Below are 18,554 nucleotides of genomic sequence, written 5' to 3'. Positions count from 1 at the left end.
CCCAAAAACGTATTAAGCCTGCTGTCCCAGCCAGGCATGCAATTCAGAAAACCGGTCGATCGACAGCAGCGGCTCGAACTGTTGCAACGATTCGATCGACTGCGCGCCATAACTGACGGCTACCGAGCCCATTCCCGCGTTGCGCGCCATCAGCAGATCGAAGGACGAATCCCCCACCATCAGCGCCTGCTCAGCCCGCACACCGCAATGTGCGAGGATCTGCTCCAACATCAGAGGGTGCGGTTTGCTGGCGGTTTCATCGGCGGCGCGGGTGATATCGAAATAATCTTCCCAGCCATTGGCCTTGAGCACGCGATCGAGCCCGCGGCGGTTCTTGCCGGTCGCTACCGCCAGGTGATAACCCTGCTCGCGAAACGACGCCATCGATTCGATGACACCCTCGAACAACGGCGAAGGCACGGCTTCGGCAGCAATGTAGTGATCGGCGTAGTACTCGCGAAACGCGGTCATTTCGGCATCGCTGATCTCCGGGTACAAGGTGCGAATCGCCTCTGGCAAACCCAGACCGATGATGCCCTTGACTGCGAAATCATCGCGCAGCTCGAAGCCGGAACGCCCGGATGCAGAGTGCATGGCCTCCACAATCCGGTGAATGGAATCGGCCAGCGTGCCGTCCCAGTCGAAAATCAACAGTTTGTAATCAGGGTGCTGCACTCAGGCGCTCCACAGTCTTGGCCCACATCTCATCGACCGGGGCCTGCAAGGTCAGCTTGCCGCCATCGGGCAGCGGCACGGTCAGCATGTAGGCGTGCAGGAACAGGCGCTTGCCGCCCAGATCGCGAATTTCCCTGGTGAAATCGTCGTCGCCGTACTTGCTGTCGCCGGCAATGCAATGCCCGGCGTGCAAGGTATGCACGCGAATCTGGTGCGTACGACCGGTGACCGGCTTGGCCTCGACCATGGTGGCGAAATCACCGAAGCGGCGCAGCACCTTGAACACGGTCAGGGCTTCCTTGCCTTCATCGTTGACTTCGACCATGCGCTCGCCGGAGCGCAGATTGCTCTTGAGCAACGGCGCACTGACCTGCTTGATTGAAGTGGCCCAGTTACCGCGAACCAGCGCCATGTAGCGCTTGTCGACGCCGTCGCCACGCAGTTTTTCGTGCAGGTGACGCAGCATGCTGCGCTTCTTGGCAATCATCAGCAGGCCAGACGTGTCACGGTCGAGACGGTGAACCAGCTCCAGCTCTTTCACGTCGGGACGCAACTGACGAAAGGCTTCGATCACGCCAAAATTCAAGCCGCTGCCACCGTGAACAGCAATGCCCGCGGGCTTGTTGATCACGATCAGCGCCTTGTCTTCGTAGACGATCGAGGCCTCGAGACGCTGCAGCAGCCCCTGGGCCAGCGGCACCGGCTCATCGCGCTCAGGCACGCGCACCGGCGGCACGCGCACGATATCGCCGGCCTGCAGCTTGTATTCGGGCTTGATCCGGCCTTTGTTCACACGCACTTCGCCTTTGCGCAAAATGCGGTAAATCAAGGTCTTGGGCACGCCTTTGAGCCGGGCGAGGAGGAAATTGTCGATTCGTTGGCCGGCATACTCCGGCGAGACTTCAAGCAGTTGAACGCCTGGAGTCGAAGGGGCAGTAGTTGTCATGCCGCGGATGATAACAATTTTTATGGAATTGAAGCACTTAATCATTGCTGCTATAGTCGCGAACGCCGCCAAAAGCGGCCTGGACAGAGGAATCACGGTCAAAGACCGGCCCTGACCAACGCAATTCACCAGGGCGCGAGGCCGTCCTACGGGGCTTTCGCTACGTAACGGTGGAGTTTGCAGTTGTAACGAGCGCAGGTGACATGAGGCCTGAATCACACCGCCGAGCAGCGTTTCCAATCGCCCGGCAGGCAAATATTCGAGGCCAGTTCACAAAGTGCAGTCAGCTGCGAATGACCCCGAGCGAGCGCTTCGGAAACATCGCCTGAATTAGCCATGATGCGTGACCTCCCCTTTCGGAGCTCACGGTAAATGCCAACCCGCTGCGGATTCTGCGCGCGGCAGCACCCGAATTATCAGGGATACGTGTAGGGTGGAGATGCACAACCGCCGGACTGTGTAGCAACAAGCTTTATCAAGACGCTTCATCTCGTCCACAGCCGCTGGTTGATTCCTCCTCCTGACTGAGTGCTTAAGTAGCCACAGCAAGCAGGACGCGTACGTCGCGGTATCGGCCCAATTGGCCTGACATCGCTGGACACGGGAATGGCCAACCACTCCCGACGCACCTGACACCGACCGTGAGAAGTCGTGTGTGCCGAACGCCGTTTCCGGCAGCCCGGAAACCGACGGTACTACATGAAAAGAATGCTGATTAACGCAACTCAACCCGAAGAGTTGCGTGTTGCACTGGTAGATGGCCAGCGCCTCTACGACCTGGACATCGAATCCGGTGCACGCGAGCAGAAGAAGGCCAATATCTATAAAGGCCGGATTACTCGCATCGAACCAAGCCTTGAGGCTGCCTTTGTCGATTTCGGCTCCGAGCGCCACGGCTTCCTGCCCCTCAAAGAAATCTCCCGCGAATACTTCAAGAAAGCCCCCGAAGGCCGCGTCAACATCAAGGACGTCCTGAGCGAAGGCCAGGAAGTCATCGTTCAGGTCGAAAAAGAAGAACGTGGCAACAAGGGCGCAGCCCTGACCACCTTCATCAGCCTGGCCGGTCGTTACCTCGTACTGATGCCGAACAACCCGCGTGCCGGCGGCATCTCCCGTCGCATCGAAGGCGAAGAGCGCAACGAACTGCGTGAAGCGCTGAACGGCCTGGTTGCACCGGCCGACATGGGTCTGATCGTGCGCACTGCCGGCCTTGGCCGCAGCAGCGAAGAAATGCAGTGGGACCTCGATTACCTGCTGCAACTGTGGACCGCCATCAAAGAAGCCTCGCTGGATCGCTCCGCGCCGTTCCTGATCTATCAGGAAAGCAACGTGATCATCCGCGCCATCCGCGACTACCTGCGCCAGGACATCGGCGAAGTGCTGATCGACAGCGTTGAAGCCCAGGACGAAGCCCTGACCTTCATCCGCCAGGTGATGCCGCAGTACGCCAGCAAGATCAAGCTGTACGAAGACAGCGTCCCGCTGTTCAACCGTTTCCAGATCGAAAGCCAGATCGAGACCGCCTTCCAGCGCGTCGTCGAACTGCCTTCCGGCGGCTCCATCGTCATCGATCCGACCGAAGCTCTGGTGTCCATCGACATCAACTCGGCGCGCGCCACCAAAGGCAGCGACATCGAAGAAACCGCCCTGCAGACCAACCTTGAAGCCGCCGAAGAAATCGCCCGTCAGTTGCGCCTGCGCGATATCGGCGGCCTGATCGTCATCGACTTCATCGACATGACCCCGGCCAAGAACCAGCGCGCCGTGGAAGAGAAAGTCCGCGAATGCCTGGAAGCCGACCGTGCCCGCGTGCAGATCGGCCGCATCTCGCGCTTCGGCCTGCTGGAAATGTCCCGTCAGCGCCTGCGTCCATCGCTGGGCGAAAGCAGCGGCATTGTCTGCCCGCGTTGCAACGGTACCGGCATCATCCGTGACGTTGAATCGCTGTCGCTGGCGATCCTGCGCCTGATCGAAGAAGAAGCCCTGAAAGACCGCACCGCCGAAGTCCGTGCCCAGGTGCCGATCCCGGTCGCTGCGTTCCTGCTCAACGAAAAACGCAACTCGATCACCAAGATCGAACTGCGTACCCGTGCCCGTATCGTCATTCTGCCGAACGATCACCTGGAAACGCCGCACTTCGAAGTCCAGCGTCTGCGTGACGACAACCCCGAAGCCGCGACCAACCAGTCCAGCTACGAAATCGCTGCCGCCGCTGCCGAAGTCGAAGAAGTCCAGCCAGCCGCTGCGACCCGCACTCTGGTTCGCCAGGAAGCCGCGGTCAAGACGGCCCCGGCCCGCGCCAACGCGCCGGTGCCAACCGAAGTCGCTCCAGCCGCCCCTGCTCCGGCCCCGGTGGCCGCGCCAGAGCCAAGCCTGTTCAAGGGCCTGGTGAAATCGCTGGTCAGCCTGTTCGCCACCAAGGAAGAGCCTGCCGCTCCGGTCGCCGTGGAAAAACCGGCTGCCGAACGTCCGGCGCGCAATGAAGAGCGTCGCAACGGTCGTCAGCAGAGCCGCAACCGTAACGGTCGCCGCGATGAAGAACGCAAGCCGCGCGAAGAGCGTGCACCGCGTGAAGAACGCGCCCCACGTGAACCGCGTGAAGAGCGTCAGCCACGTGAAGCCCGTGAAGTACGCGAGCCTCGCGAAGCTCGCAGCGAAGCGCCGGCCGCCCGTGAAGAACGCGCGCCACGTGCACCGCGTGAAGAACGTGCCCCGCGTGCGCCGCGTGAAGACCGCAAGCCTCGCGGCGAGCGTGAAGAACGCGTACGTGAACTGCGTGAGCCACTGGACGCCATTCCAGCGGTAGCCGCTGCCGCCGCCGTCACTACTGAAGAGCGTCCGGCCCGCCAGCCACGCGAAGAACGCGCACCGCGTCCGCCGCGTGAAGAGCGCCAGCCACGTGCCGAACAGGCCGCTGCTGCCGTCGCCGAAGAAGAAGTGATCAGCAACGAAGAGCAACTGCCGGAAGACGGTCAGGACAGCGCCGAAGGCGACCGTCCACGTCGTCGCTCGCGCGGTCAGCGTCGTCGCAGCAACCGTCGTGAGCGTCAGCGTGATGCCAACGGCAACGTGATCGAAGGTTCGGAAGAATCCGAATCCGGCGAAAACGCTGGCGAGCCAAGCACTGCCGATCTGGCTGCCGGCCTGGCCGTCACCGCCGCCGTTGCCAGCAGCGCGATCAGCGCTCCGGCCGAAGCACAGGCGCACGAGCAAGCCGAACGCGCCACCGCTGCCACACTGGAAACTGTTCCAGTCGAAGCGCCGGTTGTCGAAGCCAACACCCCGGTGGAGGTGACTGCCTCGCCGGAAATCGAAGTGGCCCCGGTCCGCGAAGCTCAGCCTCAGGTTGAAGTACCCGCTGAACCAGAAGCTGCTGTTGAAGCGCCAGTTGCAATCAGTGAACCAGCAACTGAAACCGTCGCTGAAACCGTAACCGAAAGCGTGCGTGAAGTTCGCGAAGAGCAGACTGCTTTCAACTGGACTGCCGAGCCTGCGAAGACCGAAGCGCCAGCGCCAGTCGCTGAAGCAGAAGTTGCAGAGGCGATGGTTTCCGAGCCAGTCGTCGCGGCCGCCGAGCCGGCCCCGGCGCCAGTGGTTGAAGCGCCGGTTGTCGAGGCCCCTGCCGTCGTCGAAGCGCCAGCCACGGTGGTTGAAGCACCGGCTCCGGTCAGCGCTCTGACGCCAAACGGTCGTGCACCGAACGATCCGCGTGAAGTGCGTCGTCGCAAGCGTGAAGCCGAGCGTCTGCAGAAGGAAGCCGAACTGGCCGCCACTGCGGCGCCAGTGGTTGCCGAACCCGCCGCTGCTACCGAAGTGATCGAGGCAGCACCTGCCCCGGTTGCCGAGGAAGCATCGGTTGAAGCAGCAATCGCCGAGGCACCGCGTTCCGTACAGGACGCGGTCGAGCAACGCGAAGAGGCCGAGGAAAAAGAGCACGAGCCTAAACCTTTCGTGTAATTTCCCAAGCCGTTAAAAAGCCCCGCCCGGTGTAAGCCTGGCGGGGCTTTTTTATGCCTGTGGCATTTGTGGTGGGCTCTGAATCGTACCCCCTCACCCCAGCCCTCTCCCCCGAAGGGGGCGAGGGGGAAAGGGAGCCGATCTCCATGCTTTTCAAATTCGAGTTCGATTCAGAAATTGCGGGTCGGCGTATCTCGAAAATACACCTCGGTCAGTCCCCTCTCCCTCTGGGAGAGGGTTAGGGTGAGGGGCTTTTGAAGCCCAGCGGCTCAGGCACGTCGACATCCCAAAGCACGCCTGGATCATCCACCGCGACTTCCACCACCTGTCCCTGCGCAAACAACGGTCGAGCGCCATGATCACCGGTCAGCGCCTGCAACTGTGCACCAAACGAACGCCCAAACCCCACCGGATGGCCAAACTCACCACCCAGCACGGGCACACTCACCGCATCATCAGCCATCGCCGCAACCACCCGCTCGATACTCGACGACAGGATAAACGGCATATCTCCCAGCACGATCAACCAGCCATCCGCATCGGCACACGCAGCGACACCTGCGGCAATACTGTCGCCCATGCCGGTCGACTCGATCGAAACAACGTCACAACCATAAGCCTGAGCCATGCGCATCGCCTGCGGCCGCGCTTCGGTCGTGACCAATACACGCTTATCGAGTTCTGCCGGCAAGTTCACCAGCACCTGTTCGATCACCGAGCGCACCGCACCATCGCGCCCGGTGCAGTCAGCCAGCAATTTATCCTTTTCGGCACCCGCCACCTGGCGAAAGCGGCTGCCCTCGCCTGCTGCCAACACGATCACTGCGATGGATCGGCTCATGCACCCTCCAGCGGTTTCTTCTGCTTCAACTCCACGCCGTTCTTGATCGCGACGATCTCCGCCAGCAGCGACAACGCTATCTCGGCCGGCGAATGGCTGCCGATGTGCAGACCGATCGGCCCGTGCAAACGATCAATAGCCGCTTGGGACAAGCCTAGCTGAGCCAGATTCTCTCGGCGTTTCTGACTGTTGACTCGCGAGCCCAGCGCGCCGACGTAAAACGCCGGCGAATCCAGCGCCGTCAGCAGGGCCATGTCATCCAGACGCGGATCGTGGGTCAGCGCAACAATTGCGGTGCGCTCATCGGTCTGAATGCTCAGCACCGCGTCATCCGGCATGCCCGGTACAAACCGCCCATGCTGTTCTTCCCAACCATAGACGAACTCGGTGCGCGGATCGCAGATCAGCACTTCGAAATCCAGCAACCGTGCCATGTCCGCCACGTAGCGCGACAACTGCCCGGCGCCGATCAGCAGCAGACGCCAGCGCGGGCCATAGATGGCTCGCAACGTCTTGCCATCGAATACCAGCGAATCGCTTTTACTGGCGGGCGCCAGCGTCACTTCGCCGGTTTCGATGTTCAGTTCGCGGGCGACGATCTGGTGATCTTCGCAACGGGCGAGCAGCTCTTCGACCCACGCCGGATCGCCAACGCGCTCCTCGGTCAGGCGCAAGGTACCGCCGCACGGCAAACCGAAACGCGCCGCCTCCTCACGCGTCACGCCGTAGGTAATCAACTGCACCGGCGGGCCATCGATGGCGATGCGACCATCGTGCAGGCGGGCGATCAGGTCATCCTCGACGCAACCGCCCGACACCGAACCGATCACCACGCCATCCTCGCGCAAGGCGAGCATGGCACCCGGCGACCGCGGGGCGGTGCCCCAAGTTTGCACCACGCTGAACAGCACCACCCGCTGGCCAGCGCGGCGCCATTCAAGCAAGCTGCGCAGGACATTCAGATCGACGCTGTCCATTACGCTTGCGCCTTCTGCCAGTCCTGCAACTGATAGCGCACGGGCAGGTTACGGATGCGTTTACCGGTGGCAGCGAAGATCGCGTTGCACAAGGCCGGCGCAATCGGCGGCACGCCTGGCTCGCCAACGCCGCCCAACGGCACATCGCCCGGCGGCGTGACCAGATGCACGGCGACTTCTTTCGGCGCCAACGACATGCGCGCCACTTCATACATATGGAAATTGTCCTGCTGGACCTTGCCGTCCTTGAAGCTGATTTCACCCAGTACCGCGTTGCCCAGGCCCATTACACAGGCGCCTTCGAACTGCGAGCGGATGCGCTCGGGGTTGATCTGCGGTCCGCAATCCACGGCAATGTCGGCCTTGTGCACGATCAGCGTGCCGTCGTCCTTGACCTCGACTTCGATCACCGCCGCCACGTAAGTGACGAAGCTGTAGTGCACCGCCAGACCAAGACCGCGGCCCTTGGGCAATTTGCGCCCCCAACCGGCTGCCTTCGCTGCGGTTTCCAGCACGGTGCGCATGCGTCCGGTGTCAATCGGATAGCGCTCGGGGGACTCGCCGTAGTTCCACTCTTCGCTCAAGGTGCGCGGGTCGATCTGGCGATCGGCGCCGAGCAGTTTGATCTGATACTTCAGCGGGTCTTCGCCGGCCTTGTGCGCCAGTTCGTCGACGAAACTCTGGATCGCGAAACCATGGGGAATGTTCGACACCGAGCGATACCAGCCCACCCGCGTGTGCACCTTGGCTTCGGGGTTTTCCAGACGCACGTTGGGAATCGCGTAGGCCATGTTGGTGAAGCCCATGCCCAGCTCGAACGCCGCTTCATGGTTCATGTCCGGGGCGAACAATGCGGTGATGCTCGGCGCCACGGTGCGGTGCAACCAGCCAGAGGGCATGCCGTCCTTGCCGACGCCGGCCTTGAGGTACTCGGCCGACACGGTATGGAAATACGAGTTGTGGATGTCGTCTTCGCGCGTCCACTGCACACGCACAGCCTTGCCCGGAAACTCCTTGGCGAGGATTGCCGCTTCAACGACGAAGTCCGGCTTCGACTTGCGACCGAAACCGCCGCCAAGCAAGGTGACATTGAAGGTGACGTTGTCGAACGGCACGCCAAGACGTTCGGCGATGCGCTCGCGGGTCACTTGCGGGGCCTGACTCGGCGCCCAGGCTTCGCAGACGCCCTTGTCGAAACGCGCAATGGCGACCATCGGTTCCATCGGTGCCTGCGCCAGATGCGGCAGGTAGTAAGACGCCTCCAGGGTGCTGGCCGCGCCGCTCAACGCCTTGTCGATATCGCCGGTGTTGCGCACCATTTTGCCGGGCTTCAACGACGCCGCTTCCAGCTCCTTGCGATAGGCGATCGAGTCATAACTGGCGTTCGGGCCGTCGTCCCACTCGATCTTCAGCGCTTCACGGCCTTTGATTGCCGCCCAGGTATTGCTGGCAACGACTGCCACGCCACCCAATGGCTGGAATTCCGATGGCAACGGACGAGGTTCGATCCGGACCACTTTGAGTACGCCCGGCACCTTCAGCGCGGCGCTGTCATCCAGCGACTTGACCTTGCCGCCGTACACCGCCGGGCGCGCAATGGTGGCGTACAGCATGCCGTCGAAGTGCACGTCGGCACCGTAGACCGCACGCCCGTTGACGATGTCGTCACCGTCGATGGCCTTGTTGCCTTCCTTGCCGATGTAGCGAAATTCCGCCGGCTGCTTGAGGCGCAGGGTGTCACGCGCCGGTACGGCCAAGGCACTGGCAGCCGCGGCAAGTTCGCCATAGCCCTGCTCACGGCCGGAAGGTTTGTGCACGACTTTATGCAACTGCGCGTGGCATTCACCGACCGGCACTTTCCACTGCGCCGCCGCAGCCTGCTCGAGCATGGTTCGCGCGGCCGCGCCGCAACGGCGCATCGGCTCGTACCAGTGGCGCATGCTGCGTGAGCCGTCGGTGTCCTGGTTGCCGAAGCGCACTTCATCACCCGGCGCCTGCTGCACCTTGACTCGCGCCCAGTCGGCTTCCAGTTCATCGGCGACGACCATCGTGAGACTGGTGCGCACGCCCTGGCCCATTTCCGAACGGTTGCAGACCACGGTGACAGTGCCGTCGGCGGCAATGCTCACATAGACTTTCGGATCGTCGATCCAGCCATTGGGCATGCCGTCGGCGCCAAACTGCTTGGGCTTGTCTTCGGCCAGCGCGTCCTGCCAGCCCCAACTCGCGGCCAACACCAGCGCACCGGTGGCGCCGACGCCTTTGAGGAAACCGCGGCGGCTGAGGTTGCTCAGGGCGAAATCGTTCGGCAGGCGGCTCATGCCTTGGCCTCCTTCAGGTGAGTGGAGGCCTGGCGAATCGCAGTCTTGATCCGGTTATATGTACCGCAGCGACAAATGTTGCCGACCATGGCTTCTTCGATTTGTGCGTCGCTCGGGTTTGGGTTGGTCTTGAGCAATGCCGTGGCTGACATGATCTGCCCGCCCTGGCAGTAACCACATTGCGCCACCGCGCTGTCGAGCCAGGCCTGCTGGACGACTTTGCCGATCGGGTCGGCGTGCAGGTTATCGATGGTGGTGACGTTCTGCCCGATCACCGAACCGATCGGGGTGATGCAACTGCGCGCGGGGGCGCCGTCGATATGAATGGTGCACGCGCCGCACAGGCCCATGCCGCAGCCGAACTTGGTACCGTTGTAACCGGCGACATCGCGAATCGCCCAGAGCAGCGGCATGTCTTCGGTGACATCGAGGGAATGGTCTTGACCGTTGAGTTTCAGGGTAATCATGGGCACGCCCGCATATTTTTCGTGGTTATCGGGTCGAGCAATCTGCCGCCGGAAAATCAGCGGTGGGTTCGCGCAGATCGACTCAGGCTAATCAGGCTCTCTTGTGCTGAGCAGAACGTCTGCACCGGGCCTTTGGTGGAGCAAATGGTTGGTATCGTTAGCTGACTAAGTTAACCCAGCATTAACAAAAAAGCCCTGCTGAAACAGGGCTATTTAGCTGCGAGCTTTTAGCTACGAGCTGCAAGTAAAAGCAGTAGCTGATTCACTGAACAGATTGTAGCTTGCCGCTTGAAGCTCGCAGCTTGAAGCTGCCTCAATACCGATTGGGCTCCATTTCCAGCTCGACATTGAACCGCTCGGCAATGTCTTTCTGGATACGCTGCGCCAGACTCAGCAGTTGCAGACCGGTAGCGTTGCCGTAGTTGACCAGCACCAGCGCCTGCAACTTGTGCACGCCGGCATCACCGTCGCGAAAACCTTTCCAGCCGGCGCGTTCGATCAGCCAGCCAGCGGCGAGCTTCATTTGCCCGTCTGCCTGCGCATACGCCACGACGTCCGGATGTTGCTGCTTGATCTGCGCGACTTGCGCCGCGGATACCAGTGGATTCTTGAAGAAGCTGCCGGCATTGCCGAGCACCGCAGGGTCGGGCAGTTTTTCGCTGCGGATGCTGCAGATCGCGCGGCTGACATCGCTCGGCGTTGGCTGCTCGATGCCCTGTTCGGTCAGGCGCTGGCGCACCGGGCCGTATTCCAGATGCAACTGCGCGCCGCGATCAAGCTTGAAGCGCACGCGTAGAATCAGCCAGCGTCCCGGCTGCTGCTTGAACAGGCTGTCACGGTAAGCGAAGTTGCTTTCTTCGAGGCTGAAATCGCGCAACTCGCCGGTGTGCCGATCCAGCGCAGTGAGGCCGGCAAATACCTCCTTGATCTCAACGCCGTAAGCACCGATGTTTTGCATCGGCGCCGCGCCGACCGTACCCGGAATCAGGCTGAGGTTTTCCAGACCGGAAAAACCCAGCGCCAGCGTATGCAGAACAAACGGATGCCATGGTTCGCCGGCCTCAGCTTCGATGACCACGCGGCTGCCGTCATCGCTGAGTACGCGGATCCCACGCGTCGCCATGCGCAAGACCAGCGCCGCAATATCAGCGGTCAGCAGCAGATTGCTGCCGCCGCCGATCACCAGCAGCGGCACGTCGTGCGCCGTGGCATAGGCCAGCGCTTCACGGACATCGTCGTCGCTGTGGGCTTCGGCGAACAGTTGTGCACGCACGTCGACGCCAAAACTGTTGAACGGTTTCAGGGAAACCTGCGCTTGCACCGGCAGACTCATAAGCGCCCCTTCACTTCGATCAACAGTTGGTCACAGGCTGCTTCGATCAGATCCAGCACCTGCTCGAAGCCCTGATCGCCGTCGTAATACGGATCGGGCACTTCGTCGACAAGCCCGGCATAGCGGCGCAGGAACAGATCCAGTTCGGCCTTGCCGGTGGCCGGCTGCAACGCCTTGAGGTTGCGCAGGTTACTGTTGTCCATGGCCAGAATCAGGTCGTAACTGGCGAAATCGGCGCGGCTGACCTGCTGCGCACGTTGCAGCGACAAGTCGTAGCCGCGCACTTTGGCTGCAGCCTGGCTGCGCTTGTCTGGCGGGTTGCCAACATGCCAGTCACCGGTGCCGGCGGAGGCCACTTCGACCTGATCCGCCAGCCCCGCTGCTCGCAGCTTGTGACGCAACACACCTTCAGCGGTGGGCGAACGGCAAATGTTGCCCAGGCACACGAACAGAACGCGCATCAGGCCCCCAGCAGGCGACGAACGCGTTCGAGGTCTTCGACGGTGTCGACACCGGTCGGCGGCGCGATCAACGCGTCAGCGACGTGAATGCGCACGCCATTCCACAGGGCACGCAGTTGCTCGAGGGATTCGGTGTTTTCCAGCCAGCAGGGACCCCAGCTCACGAAGTCCTGGAGGAACCCGGCGCGGTAGGCGTAGATACCGATGTGGCGGCGGTAAGGCACGCCTTCCGGCAGTTGCTCGCGACTTTTGGCGAACGCATCGCGGGCCCATGGCAAGGTGGCGCGACTGAAGGTCAGCGCGAGGCCATTGATGTCGCTGGCGACCTTGACCACATTCGGGTTGAACAAGGTTTCCACGTCTTCGATCGGCTCGGCCAGTGTGGCCATGCGCGCTTCGGTGTGGGCGGCAAGATTGGCCGCGACCTGATCGATCACACTGGGTGGAATCAGCGGCTCGTCGCCCTGCACGTTGACCACGATCGCATCGGGCTCGAGGCCCAGCTTCGCGGCGACTTCGGCCAGACGATCAGTGCCGGAATTGTGATCCTCACGGGTCAGCACCACTTCGGCGCCAAAGCCCTTGCAGGCCTCGACGATGCGCGCATCGTCAGTCGCCACCACCACACGGGTGGCGCTGCTTTTGCTCGCCTGCTCCCAGACGTGCTGGATCATCGGCTTGCCGGCAATATCCAGCAGCGGTTTGCCCGGCAGGCGTGTCGAGGCAAAACGCGAGGGAATCACAACGGTGAAGGCAGTGCTCATTTATCCAGACGCTCGTCGGTGGTCAGGGTGCGGGCTTCGCTTTCCAGCATCACCGGGATGCCGTCGCGGATCGGGTACGCGAGGCCAGCGCCCTTGCTGATCAGTTCGGTCTTGTCAGCGCTGAGCTTGAGCGGACCTTTGCACACAGGGCAGGCGAGGATGTCGAGCAATTTGGTGTCCATGAGCATTCCCAGATAAATAAACAGTCAAGGCAATAGCCGATCGGGCAACAGGCGCATCAGTTGCGTGTCGAACCAGGCCACGAAGGCCGGCGACGGCAGCGCATCGACCGCCAGATACCACCAATCGGCAGCAGCAAAAGCGCGGCACTTCACCGCGTCCTTTTCGGTCATCACCAACGGCAATGACGGGGTGAAATTCAAGGCTCGCACGCTGTACTCGGCGTGGTCGGCAAACGCATGGGGGATTGCGCGCCAGTCTAGCGCTTCGAGCGTATTGAAGAAACGTTGCGGATTGCCGATTCCGGCCACGGCGTGCACCGCCTGACCGGGCGCAAAATGTTCGAGCGGCTGGCGCTCGCCGCTGCGCAGGTTGACCAGTGCAGTGGGTTGCAGGCGAAAGGCAAAACCGTCCTTGCGATCTTCGCTGGCGCCGTTGTACAGCACGCCGTCGACGCTTTGCAGGCGCTCGACCGGCTCGCGCAGGGGGCCCGCCGGCAGGCAGCGTTGATTGCCGAGACCGCGTGCCGCGTCGATCAGCACCAGTTCCAGATCCCGCCCCAAGCGGTAATGCTGCATGCCGTCGTCGGAGAGGATCAGGTCCAGCGGTTCGCTGGACAGCAGGGCTTTGACGGCGGCGCTGCGATCAGGATCGATCATCAGCGGCACGCCGGTGCGCTGGACGATCAGCAGCGGTTCATCACCGGCAATATCGGCCGTCTGATCGGCCTCGACGCGCCACGGCAGTTGCGCAGGTTTGGCCCCGTAACCACGACTGACCACGCCGACGCGCAAACCACGCTGGCGGCAATGTTCGATGAGCCAGAGAATCATCGGCGTCTTGCCGGTACCGCCCACAGTGATGTTGCCGACCACGATCAACGGCACCGGCGGCTGGTAGATCGTGCCCTCACCGTCGAGAAAGCGCTGGCGCTTGTTGACCACCACCCGGCGGTAGAGCATTTCCAGCGGCCGCAACAGCGTCAGGGCCGGGTGCCCCGCATACCACGCAGCAAGCAAGCGATCGGACAGGCTCATCAGGATTTGGGCGCCGCCTCGACCGTGGTCATGCGCAGATGGCTGAAACCGAGCTTGCCGGCCGCGTCCATGGCGGTGATCACGGATTGGTGCTGGGCCTTGCCGTCAGCACTGATCGACAACGGCATGCTGGTGTCGCCGTTGGCTTCTTTCTGCATGGCGTCCATCAGCGTCGCCAGATCGTTCTTCGGCAGGACCTTGTTGTTCACCGAAAACACACCTTCGGCGCTGATCGCGATATCCAGTTGCTTGACCTGCTGGTCCTCGGCCGGCGAACCACTGACCGCTTCCGGCAGATCGACGCGCAGTTGGGTTTCGCGGGTGAACGTGGTGGTCACCACAAAAAACAGCAACAGGATGAACACCACGTCGATCAGCGACGCGAGGTTGATGTCCACGGTTTCCCGGGGCTTGCGACGGAATTTCACGCTTTGCCCTCGGCCAGGTCGACGTCACGGTCGCCCTGCACCACTTCCACCAGTTTGATCGCTTCCTGCTCCATGCCGACCACCAGTTCATCGATGCGGCGTTGCAGGAAACGGTGGAAGAACACCGCCGGGATACCGACCATCAAGCCCGCCGCCGTGGTGATCAGCGCTTTGGAAATACCACCGGCGAGGACCGAGGCATTGGTGGTCATGCCGGTACCGGTGAACGCGCTGAAAATGTCGATCATGCCCAGCACGGTGCCGAGCAGACCGAGCAGCGGCGCCATCGCAGCGATGGTGCCGAGCGCATTGATGTAGCGCTCCAACTCATGAATGACACGGGCGGCGGCCTCTTCGATGCACTCTTTCATGATCTCGCGACCATGCTTGGAATTGGCCAGGCCAGCAGCAAGGATTTCACCCAGCGGCGAGTTGGCGCGCAACTCCTTGAGTTTTTCCTTGTTGAGCTGTTTGTCCTTGATCCAGACCCAGACCTGGCCCAGCAGATGCTCGGGAGTGACGCGGCTGGCGCGCAGGGTCCACAGGCGCTCGGCGACAATCGCCATGGCCGCGATGGAACTCAGAATGATCGGCAACATCATCCAGCCGCCGGATTTGACCAATTCCCACACAGTGACAGTCCCCTCGAAAAAGTGCGCCACTTTACCATACCGATTGCCGATTAAGGCCCGCCGCCCCGACGACCGTAATGCCGCCGCCGCCCACGCGCCGATCAGCGGGCCAGTGCCGGCGGATCCCGCCAGAACCGCCGCTGGTGACGCAGGGTTTGCGCGGACTGGAAGGTTCCCAGTTGCAGGTGAATGGCGCCGTGTTCGGCGCTGTCGTAGATACGCAGCCGCTGTTTGCGGTAACGCGCCAGCACCGTCGGATGGGGATGGCCGAAGGAATTGCCGTGGCCGCGAGAGATCAGTACCGAGTGCGGCTGCAATGCCTTGAGCAGCGCCATCGACGATGAACTGCGGCTGCCGTGATGCGGCGCTTGCAGCCATTGGGTCGGCACCGCCAGCGGTCCGTCGAGCAGGAGCCGTTCGGCGTGACTGTCGATATCACCGGTCAATAGCAGCCGCTCGCCATTGGCCTCGATCTGCAACACGCAAGAGCGCTGATTGCTGTTGCGGGCGTCTGCCCATTGCCAGAGCTGAAAACTGACCCCGTCCCACTGCCATTGCTGTTCTGACTCACAGGCAGCGGCGTTCAGCAGTTGAGGTAACCCCTCGGGATCACCACTGATCACGCGTTCGATCGGCAAACCACGGGAGACGGCCAGCGCACCGCCGGCGTGATCGGCGTCGGCGTGGCTGAGCAGCATCAGGTCGAGCTTTTCCACGCGCAACTTGCGCAACGCAGGCAAGACCACACGTTCACCGATATCGAACTCACCAAAGCGCGGCCCGGCGTCGTACAGCAGCGTGTGATGCCGCGTGCGGATCACGATCGCCAGCCCTTGACCCACGTCCAGTTGCCAGACATCGGCGATACCGTCCGCCAGTCGCTCGCGCGGCGGCAGCGCCAGCAGCAACAACAGCGGCCAGCCCAGCGGACGCAGCGGCACCCCACGCGGCAACAACAGCAGCACCGCGCCGAGACTGCCGAGCAGCCAGACCACGTTGGGTAACGAGCCGGGAATCCACGCAGGCCATTGCCCGGCAATCACCGCGAGCCCGCGAAACAGCCAATCGATCAAGCCACCCGCCAGCCACAGCAAGCCTTCGCCGACATACGGCACTGGCAACAGCAGCGTCCCGAGCAACGCTGGCGGCAACACCACCAGACTGACCCAAGGGACCGCGAGCAGATTGGCCAACGGCCCGCTCACGCTGATCGGCAGATTCAGGGCCAGCAGCACCGGGCACAGGCCGATTGCGATCAGGCATTGCGCGCGCGTCCAGGTCTGCCACCAGTGCCAGGCCCCGAGACGACCGCCGAAGGTAAAGATCAACACTGCCACAGCCGCGAACGACAACCAGAAACCCGGACGCAGACTGGCCAGCGGGTCGAGCAACAACACCCCATTGAACGCCAGCAACAGAGGCCACCATGCCCCGAGATGGCGAAAACGCAGACGCCATAAAAGCACCAGCCCGACCATCACGCAGGCCCGCTGCACCGGCACATCGAATCCGGCGAGCAGGCCATAGCCCAGCGCCGCCGCAAAGGCCAGGCCACAGGCCCATGGCAACCACGGCCAGCGCAGCGGCCACAGCCCATACCGCGCCAGCCCGGCGACGAGCAGGTACATCACCGCCGCCAGCAGGCCGATGTGCTGGCCGGAAATCACCAGCAAGTGCACGGTGCCGGTGTCCTGCAGGATCTGCCAGTCCTCGCGACTCAGTCCGGAGCCATCGCCCAGCACCAGCGCGGCCAACGCGCCGCTGCGGCCTTGCGCATCCACCCCCAGCAAACGCTGCCGAACGCTGTCACGCCAGGCCCAGCGCGCCTCGCTCAGGCGCTGGCCATCCTTGATCGTGCCAGTCGCGCCGATGCGTTGCGCCAGCAGCCAGGCCTCGAAATCGAAGGCATCGGGATTGCGCAAGCCACCCGGGCGTTTCAGTTTCACCGCCAGACGCCAACGCTCGCCGCTGTTGACCGCCGGCCCGGCGTACCAGGCCAGGCGCATTCGCGCCGGCAGTTTTTCGTGCCGCGACCGCGCGTCAGCCAACTCGAAGCGCACCACGCCATCGCTGTTTTGCGGCAGCCCGACGACGCGTCCTTCCAGCCAGCGGGTTTCACCGTCAAGCTTCAACGCCAGACGATCGTCCAGAGCCCACTGCGCCGCGACGCTGGACCAGGCGAACCCGAACAGCACGAACGCCAACGGATAACTGCGAAACGGCAACAGCATCAGCGCCACCACCGGCATCAACAGCATCAACCAGACCGGCGGTAACGCCGGCATAAAAACCGGGGCCAGCAAACCGACTGCCAGCGCCATCATCCCTGTGCGCATCAGCCCGTCCTTGAGAGTCCCACACCTAGGCATAGCGGGTGCCGGGCACCCGCGCCGTCAATAATTGTCACAAAGTCTGAATGGGCGGTTCGTAGAATCCAGACATACTTGCCGCCTTAACCGACCGAGAAGCCTTATGCCCCGGCGCTTATTCAAACGTTACATGCCCGACCCGACGAGCATCAGGGAACACAAATCCTTACGCTTTCTCGGCAAGTTGCTGCATGACCCGAACCTCTGGCACCTCAACCGTCACTCGGTCGCCCGAGCGATGGCGGTCGGCCTGTTTGCCGCATTCCTGCCCATTCCGGCGCAAATGCTGGTGGCCGCCGCACTTGCAATCTTCGTACGCGGAAACATGCCGATCGCCGTCAGCCTGGTGTGGCTGACCAACCCGATCACCATGCCCGCGGTGTTCTTCTGCACCTATCAGGCCGGCGCATGGTTGATGGACGTACCCGCGCGACACCTGCCGGACGAGCTGTCCTGGGAATGGATCAGCGGGGAACTGTCGACGCTGTGGCAACCGTTTTTGCTTGGGTCGGTGGTGGTCGGACTGGCGCTCGGCGCGCTCGCCTACTGCGTTGTAATGATGTATTGGCGCTGGTGGGTCGCCCGACAATGGGCTCGGCGCAAGAAAAGCCGGCAGAAATGAATGCAAAAACGGCCTCCGCAGTGGGAGGCCGTTTTTTATTGCAGTGTCTGGGGTGGCGCCATCGCTTGCAGGCAAGCTCCCACATTTTTGATCGCATTGTTTCAGTTGGAATGCGGTCAGCCTGTGGGAGCCAGGCTGCTGGTGATGGCGGTGGTACAGGCAAATGCTCAGTCTGAAAATCAAAAGCCCCTCACCCTAGCCCTCTCCCATAGGGAGAGGGAACTGACCGTGTTGGATGTGAGTGATGCGCAGACTAGAAATCTCGAGTCGAACACAGATTTTGAACAGCCCACCAATCGGCTCCCTCTCCCTCCGGGAGAGGGCTGGGCGGGCGGCGTTCCGATGAGGGGCAGCCCCACCACAAATCCCAAGCCAAATACCCGCTCTTCACCACTCAACAATGAGCGTTAGCTCGCGTGCTCTTGATCTTGCATCACCGGCGACGTCGGAAGGCTGAGCGGAGGGATTGATCCGGGCGTGGGAGCGCAGCGACCGTCTGGCGCAGCCAGACACAGCGGAAGGAGGTGCAGCGCAGCAAACCGTA

16 protein-coding genes are annotated in these 18,554 nt (G+C 62.3%); 2 read left to right on the top strand and 14 right to left on the bottom strand.

What is annotated here, in order from left to right:
* Positions 1-12: 12 nt before the first annotated feature.
* The gene (locus ACYYKW_RS05990; RefSeq protein WP_093099409.1) at positions 13-675 is read right to left on the bottom strand and encodes an HAD-IA family hydrolase; all 663 of its coding nucleotides are present in this window, start codon (positions 673-675) and stop codon (positions 13-15) included.
* Positions 662-1,621 (bottom strand): 23S rRNA pseudouridine(955/2504/2580) synthase RluC, encoded by a 960-nt coding sequence (gene rluC, locus ACYYKW_RS05985; protein WP_336356345.1) that lies wholly within the window; start codon positions 1,619-1,621, stop codon positions 662-664. The genes ACYYKW_RS05990 and rluC overlap by 14 nt, the downstream gene beginning before the upstream one ends.
* 699 nt (positions 1,622-2,320) lie before the next feature.
* On the opposite strand from rluC, the gene rne reads away from it, so the two are divergent.
* Positions 2,321-5,578 carry a ribonuclease E gene (gene rne / locus ACYYKW_RS05980; protein ID WP_464989659.1) on the top strand — a complete coding sequence of 1,086 codons (3,258 nt, stop codon included), beginning with the start codon at positions 2,321-2,323 and terminating at the stop codon, positions 5,576-5,578.
* Between the two features lie 238 nt (positions 5,579-5,816).
* Here rne and ACYYKW_RS05975 read toward each other — a convergent pair whose 3' ends face one another.
* The 12 genes from ACYYKW_RS05975 to ACYYKW_RS05920 all read right to left on the bottom strand — a co-directional run bounded on the left by ACYYKW_RS05975 (position 5,817) and on the right by ACYYKW_RS05920 (position 17,355).
* Positions 5,817-6,419, bottom strand: a complete 603-nt coding sequence (locus ACYYKW_RS05975; RefSeq protein WP_464989658.1) for a nucleotidyltransferase family protein — start codon at positions 6,417-6,419, stop codon at positions 5,817-5,819.
* Positions 6,416-7,396: an XdhC family protein gene (locus tag ACYYKW_RS05970; RefSeq protein ID WP_464989657.1), complete on the bottom strand. Its 981-nt coding sequence runs from the start codon at positions 7,394-7,396 to the stop codon at positions 6,416-6,418. The genes ACYYKW_RS05975 and ACYYKW_RS05970 overlap by 4 nt, the downstream gene beginning before the upstream one ends.
* Positions 7,396-9,717 (bottom strand): xanthine dehydrogenase family protein molybdopterin-binding subunit, encoded by a 2,322-nt coding sequence (locus ACYYKW_RS05965; RefSeq protein WP_464989656.1) that lies wholly within the window; start codon positions 9,715-9,717, stop codon positions 7,396-7,398. Before ACYYKW_RS05965 ends, ACYYKW_RS05970 begins: the two co-directional genes overlap by 1 nt.
* Complete coding sequence (locus tag ACYYKW_RS05960; RefSeq protein WP_208940195.1) at positions 9,714-10,184, bottom strand: (2Fe-2S)-binding protein; 471 nt, start codon at positions 10,182-10,184, stop codon at positions 9,714-9,716. Before ACYYKW_RS05960 ends, ACYYKW_RS05965 begins: the two co-directional genes overlap by 4 nt.
* A gap of 313 nt (positions 10,185-10,497) precedes the next feature.
* Positions 10,498-11,517 (bottom strand): UDP-N-acetylmuramate dehydrogenase, encoded by a 1,020-nt coding sequence (gene murB, locus ACYYKW_RS05955; protein WP_464989655.1) that lies wholly within the window; start codon positions 11,515-11,517, stop codon positions 10,498-10,500.
* A complete protein-coding gene (locus ACYYKW_RS05950; RefSeq protein ID WP_093099392.1) occupies positions 11,514-11,978 on the bottom strand; it encodes a low molecular weight protein-tyrosine-phosphatase in 465 nt (154 codons plus the stop codon). The genes murB and ACYYKW_RS05950 overlap by 4 nt, the downstream gene beginning before the upstream one ends.
* Positions 11,978-12,742 (bottom strand): 3-deoxy-manno-octulosonate cytidylyltransferase, encoded by a 765-nt coding sequence (kdsB, locus tag ACYYKW_RS05945; protein ID WP_464989654.1) that lies wholly within the window; start codon positions 12,740-12,742, stop codon positions 11,978-11,980. Before kdsB ends, ACYYKW_RS05950 begins: the two co-directional genes overlap by 1 nt.
* Positions 12,739-12,924, bottom strand: coding sequence for a Trm112 family protein (locus ACYYKW_RS05940; RefSeq protein ID WP_003179363.1), 186 nt, complete (start codon positions 12,922-12,924; stop codon positions 12,739-12,741). Before ACYYKW_RS05940 ends, kdsB begins: the two co-directional genes overlap by 4 nt.
* Before the next feature lie 24 nt (positions 12,925-12,948).
* Positions 12,949-13,959: a tetraacyldisaccharide 4'-kinase gene (gene lpxK, locus ACYYKW_RS05935; protein ID WP_464989653.1), complete on the bottom strand. Its 1,011-nt coding sequence runs from the start codon at positions 13,957-13,959 to the stop codon at positions 12,949-12,951.
* A complete protein-coding gene (locus ACYYKW_RS05930) occupies positions 13,959-14,387 on the bottom strand; it encodes an ExbD/TolR family protein (RefSeq protein WP_090285229.1) in 429 nt (142 codons plus the stop codon). Before ACYYKW_RS05930 ends, lpxK begins: the two co-directional genes overlap by 1 nt.
* Positions 14,384-15,019: a MotA/TolQ/ExbB proton channel family protein gene (locus ACYYKW_RS05925; RefSeq protein ID WP_167359904.1), complete on the bottom strand. Its 636-nt coding sequence runs from the start codon at positions 15,017-15,019 to the stop codon at positions 14,384-14,386. The genes ACYYKW_RS05930 and ACYYKW_RS05925 overlap by 4 nt, the downstream gene beginning before the upstream one ends.
* A gap of 101 nt (positions 15,020-15,120) precedes the next feature.
* On the bottom strand, positions 15,121-17,355 hold the full coding sequence (locus tag ACYYKW_RS05920; RefSeq protein ID WP_464989652.1) for a DNA internalization-related competence protein ComEC/Rec2: 2,235 nt from the start codon (positions 17,353-17,355) through the stop codon (positions 15,121-15,123).
* 136 nt (positions 17,356-17,491) lie between these two features.
* Between ACYYKW_RS05920 and ACYYKW_RS05915 the strand changes: the two genes are divergently transcribed.
* Positions 17,492-18,010, top strand: coding sequence for a DUF2062 domain-containing protein (locus tag ACYYKW_RS05915; RefSeq protein ID WP_093099384.1), 519 nt, complete (start codon positions 17,492-17,494; stop codon positions 18,008-18,010).
* The last annotated feature ends 544 nt before the right edge of the window (positions 18,011-18,554 follow it).

The organism is Pseudomonas sp. 15C (assembly GCF_055484735.1).
This window is presented reverse-complemented; position numbering and strand designations above follow the sequence as displayed.

Bases quoted from the DNA above. Each gene is read 5' to 3' on its own strand.
- rluC (WP_336356345.1), bottom strand. From the start codon at position 1,621: ATGACAACTACTGCCCCTTCGACTCCAGGCGTTCAACTGCTTGAAGTC.
- rne (WP_464989659.1), top strand. From the start codon at position 2,321: ATGAAAAGAATGCTGATTAACGCAACTCAACCCGAAGAGTTGCGTGTT.
- ACYYKW_RS05975 (WP_464989658.1), bottom strand. From the start codon at position 6,419: ATGAGCCGATCCATCGCAGTGATCGTGTTGGCAGCAGGCGAGGGCAGC.
- ACYYKW_RS05970 (WP_464989657.1), bottom strand. From the start codon at position 7,396: ATGGACAGCGTCGATCTGAATGTCCTGCGCAGCTTGCTTGAATGGCGC.
- ACYYKW_RS05965 (WP_464989656.1), bottom strand. From the start codon at position 9,717: ATGAGCCGCCTGCCGAACGATTTCGCCCTGAGCAACCTCAGCCGCCGC.
- ACYYKW_RS05960 (WP_208940195.1), bottom strand. From the start codon at position 10,184: ATGATTACCCTGAAACTCAACGGTCAAGACCATTCCCTCGATGTCACC.
- murB (WP_464989655.1), bottom strand. From the start codon at position 11,517: ATGAGTCTGCCGGTGCAAGCGCAGGTTTCCCTGAAACCGTTCAACAGT.
- ACYYKW_RS05950 (WP_093099392.1), bottom strand. From the start codon at position 11,978: ATGCGCGTTCTGTTCGTGTGCCTGGGCAACATTTGCCGTTCGCCCACC.
- kdsB (WP_464989654.1), bottom strand. From the start codon at position 12,742: ATGAGCACTGCCTTCACCGTTGTGATTCCCTCGCGTTTTGCCTCGACA.
- ACYYKW_RS05940 (WP_003179363.1), bottom strand. From the start codon at position 12,924: ATGGACACCAAATTGCTCGACATCCTCGCCTGCCCTGTGTGCAAAGGT.
- lpxK (WP_464989653.1), bottom strand. From the start codon at position 13,959: ATGAGCCTGTCCGATCGCTTGCTTGCTGCGTGGTATGCGGGGCACCCG.
- ACYYKW_RS05920 (WP_464989652.1), bottom strand. From the start codon at position 17,355: ATGCGCACAGGGATGATGGCGCTGGCAGTCGGTTTGCTGGCCCCGGTT.
- ACYYKW_RS05915 (WP_093099384.1), top strand. From the start codon at position 17,492: ATGCCCCGGCGCTTATTCAAACGTTACATGCCCGACCCGACGAGCATC.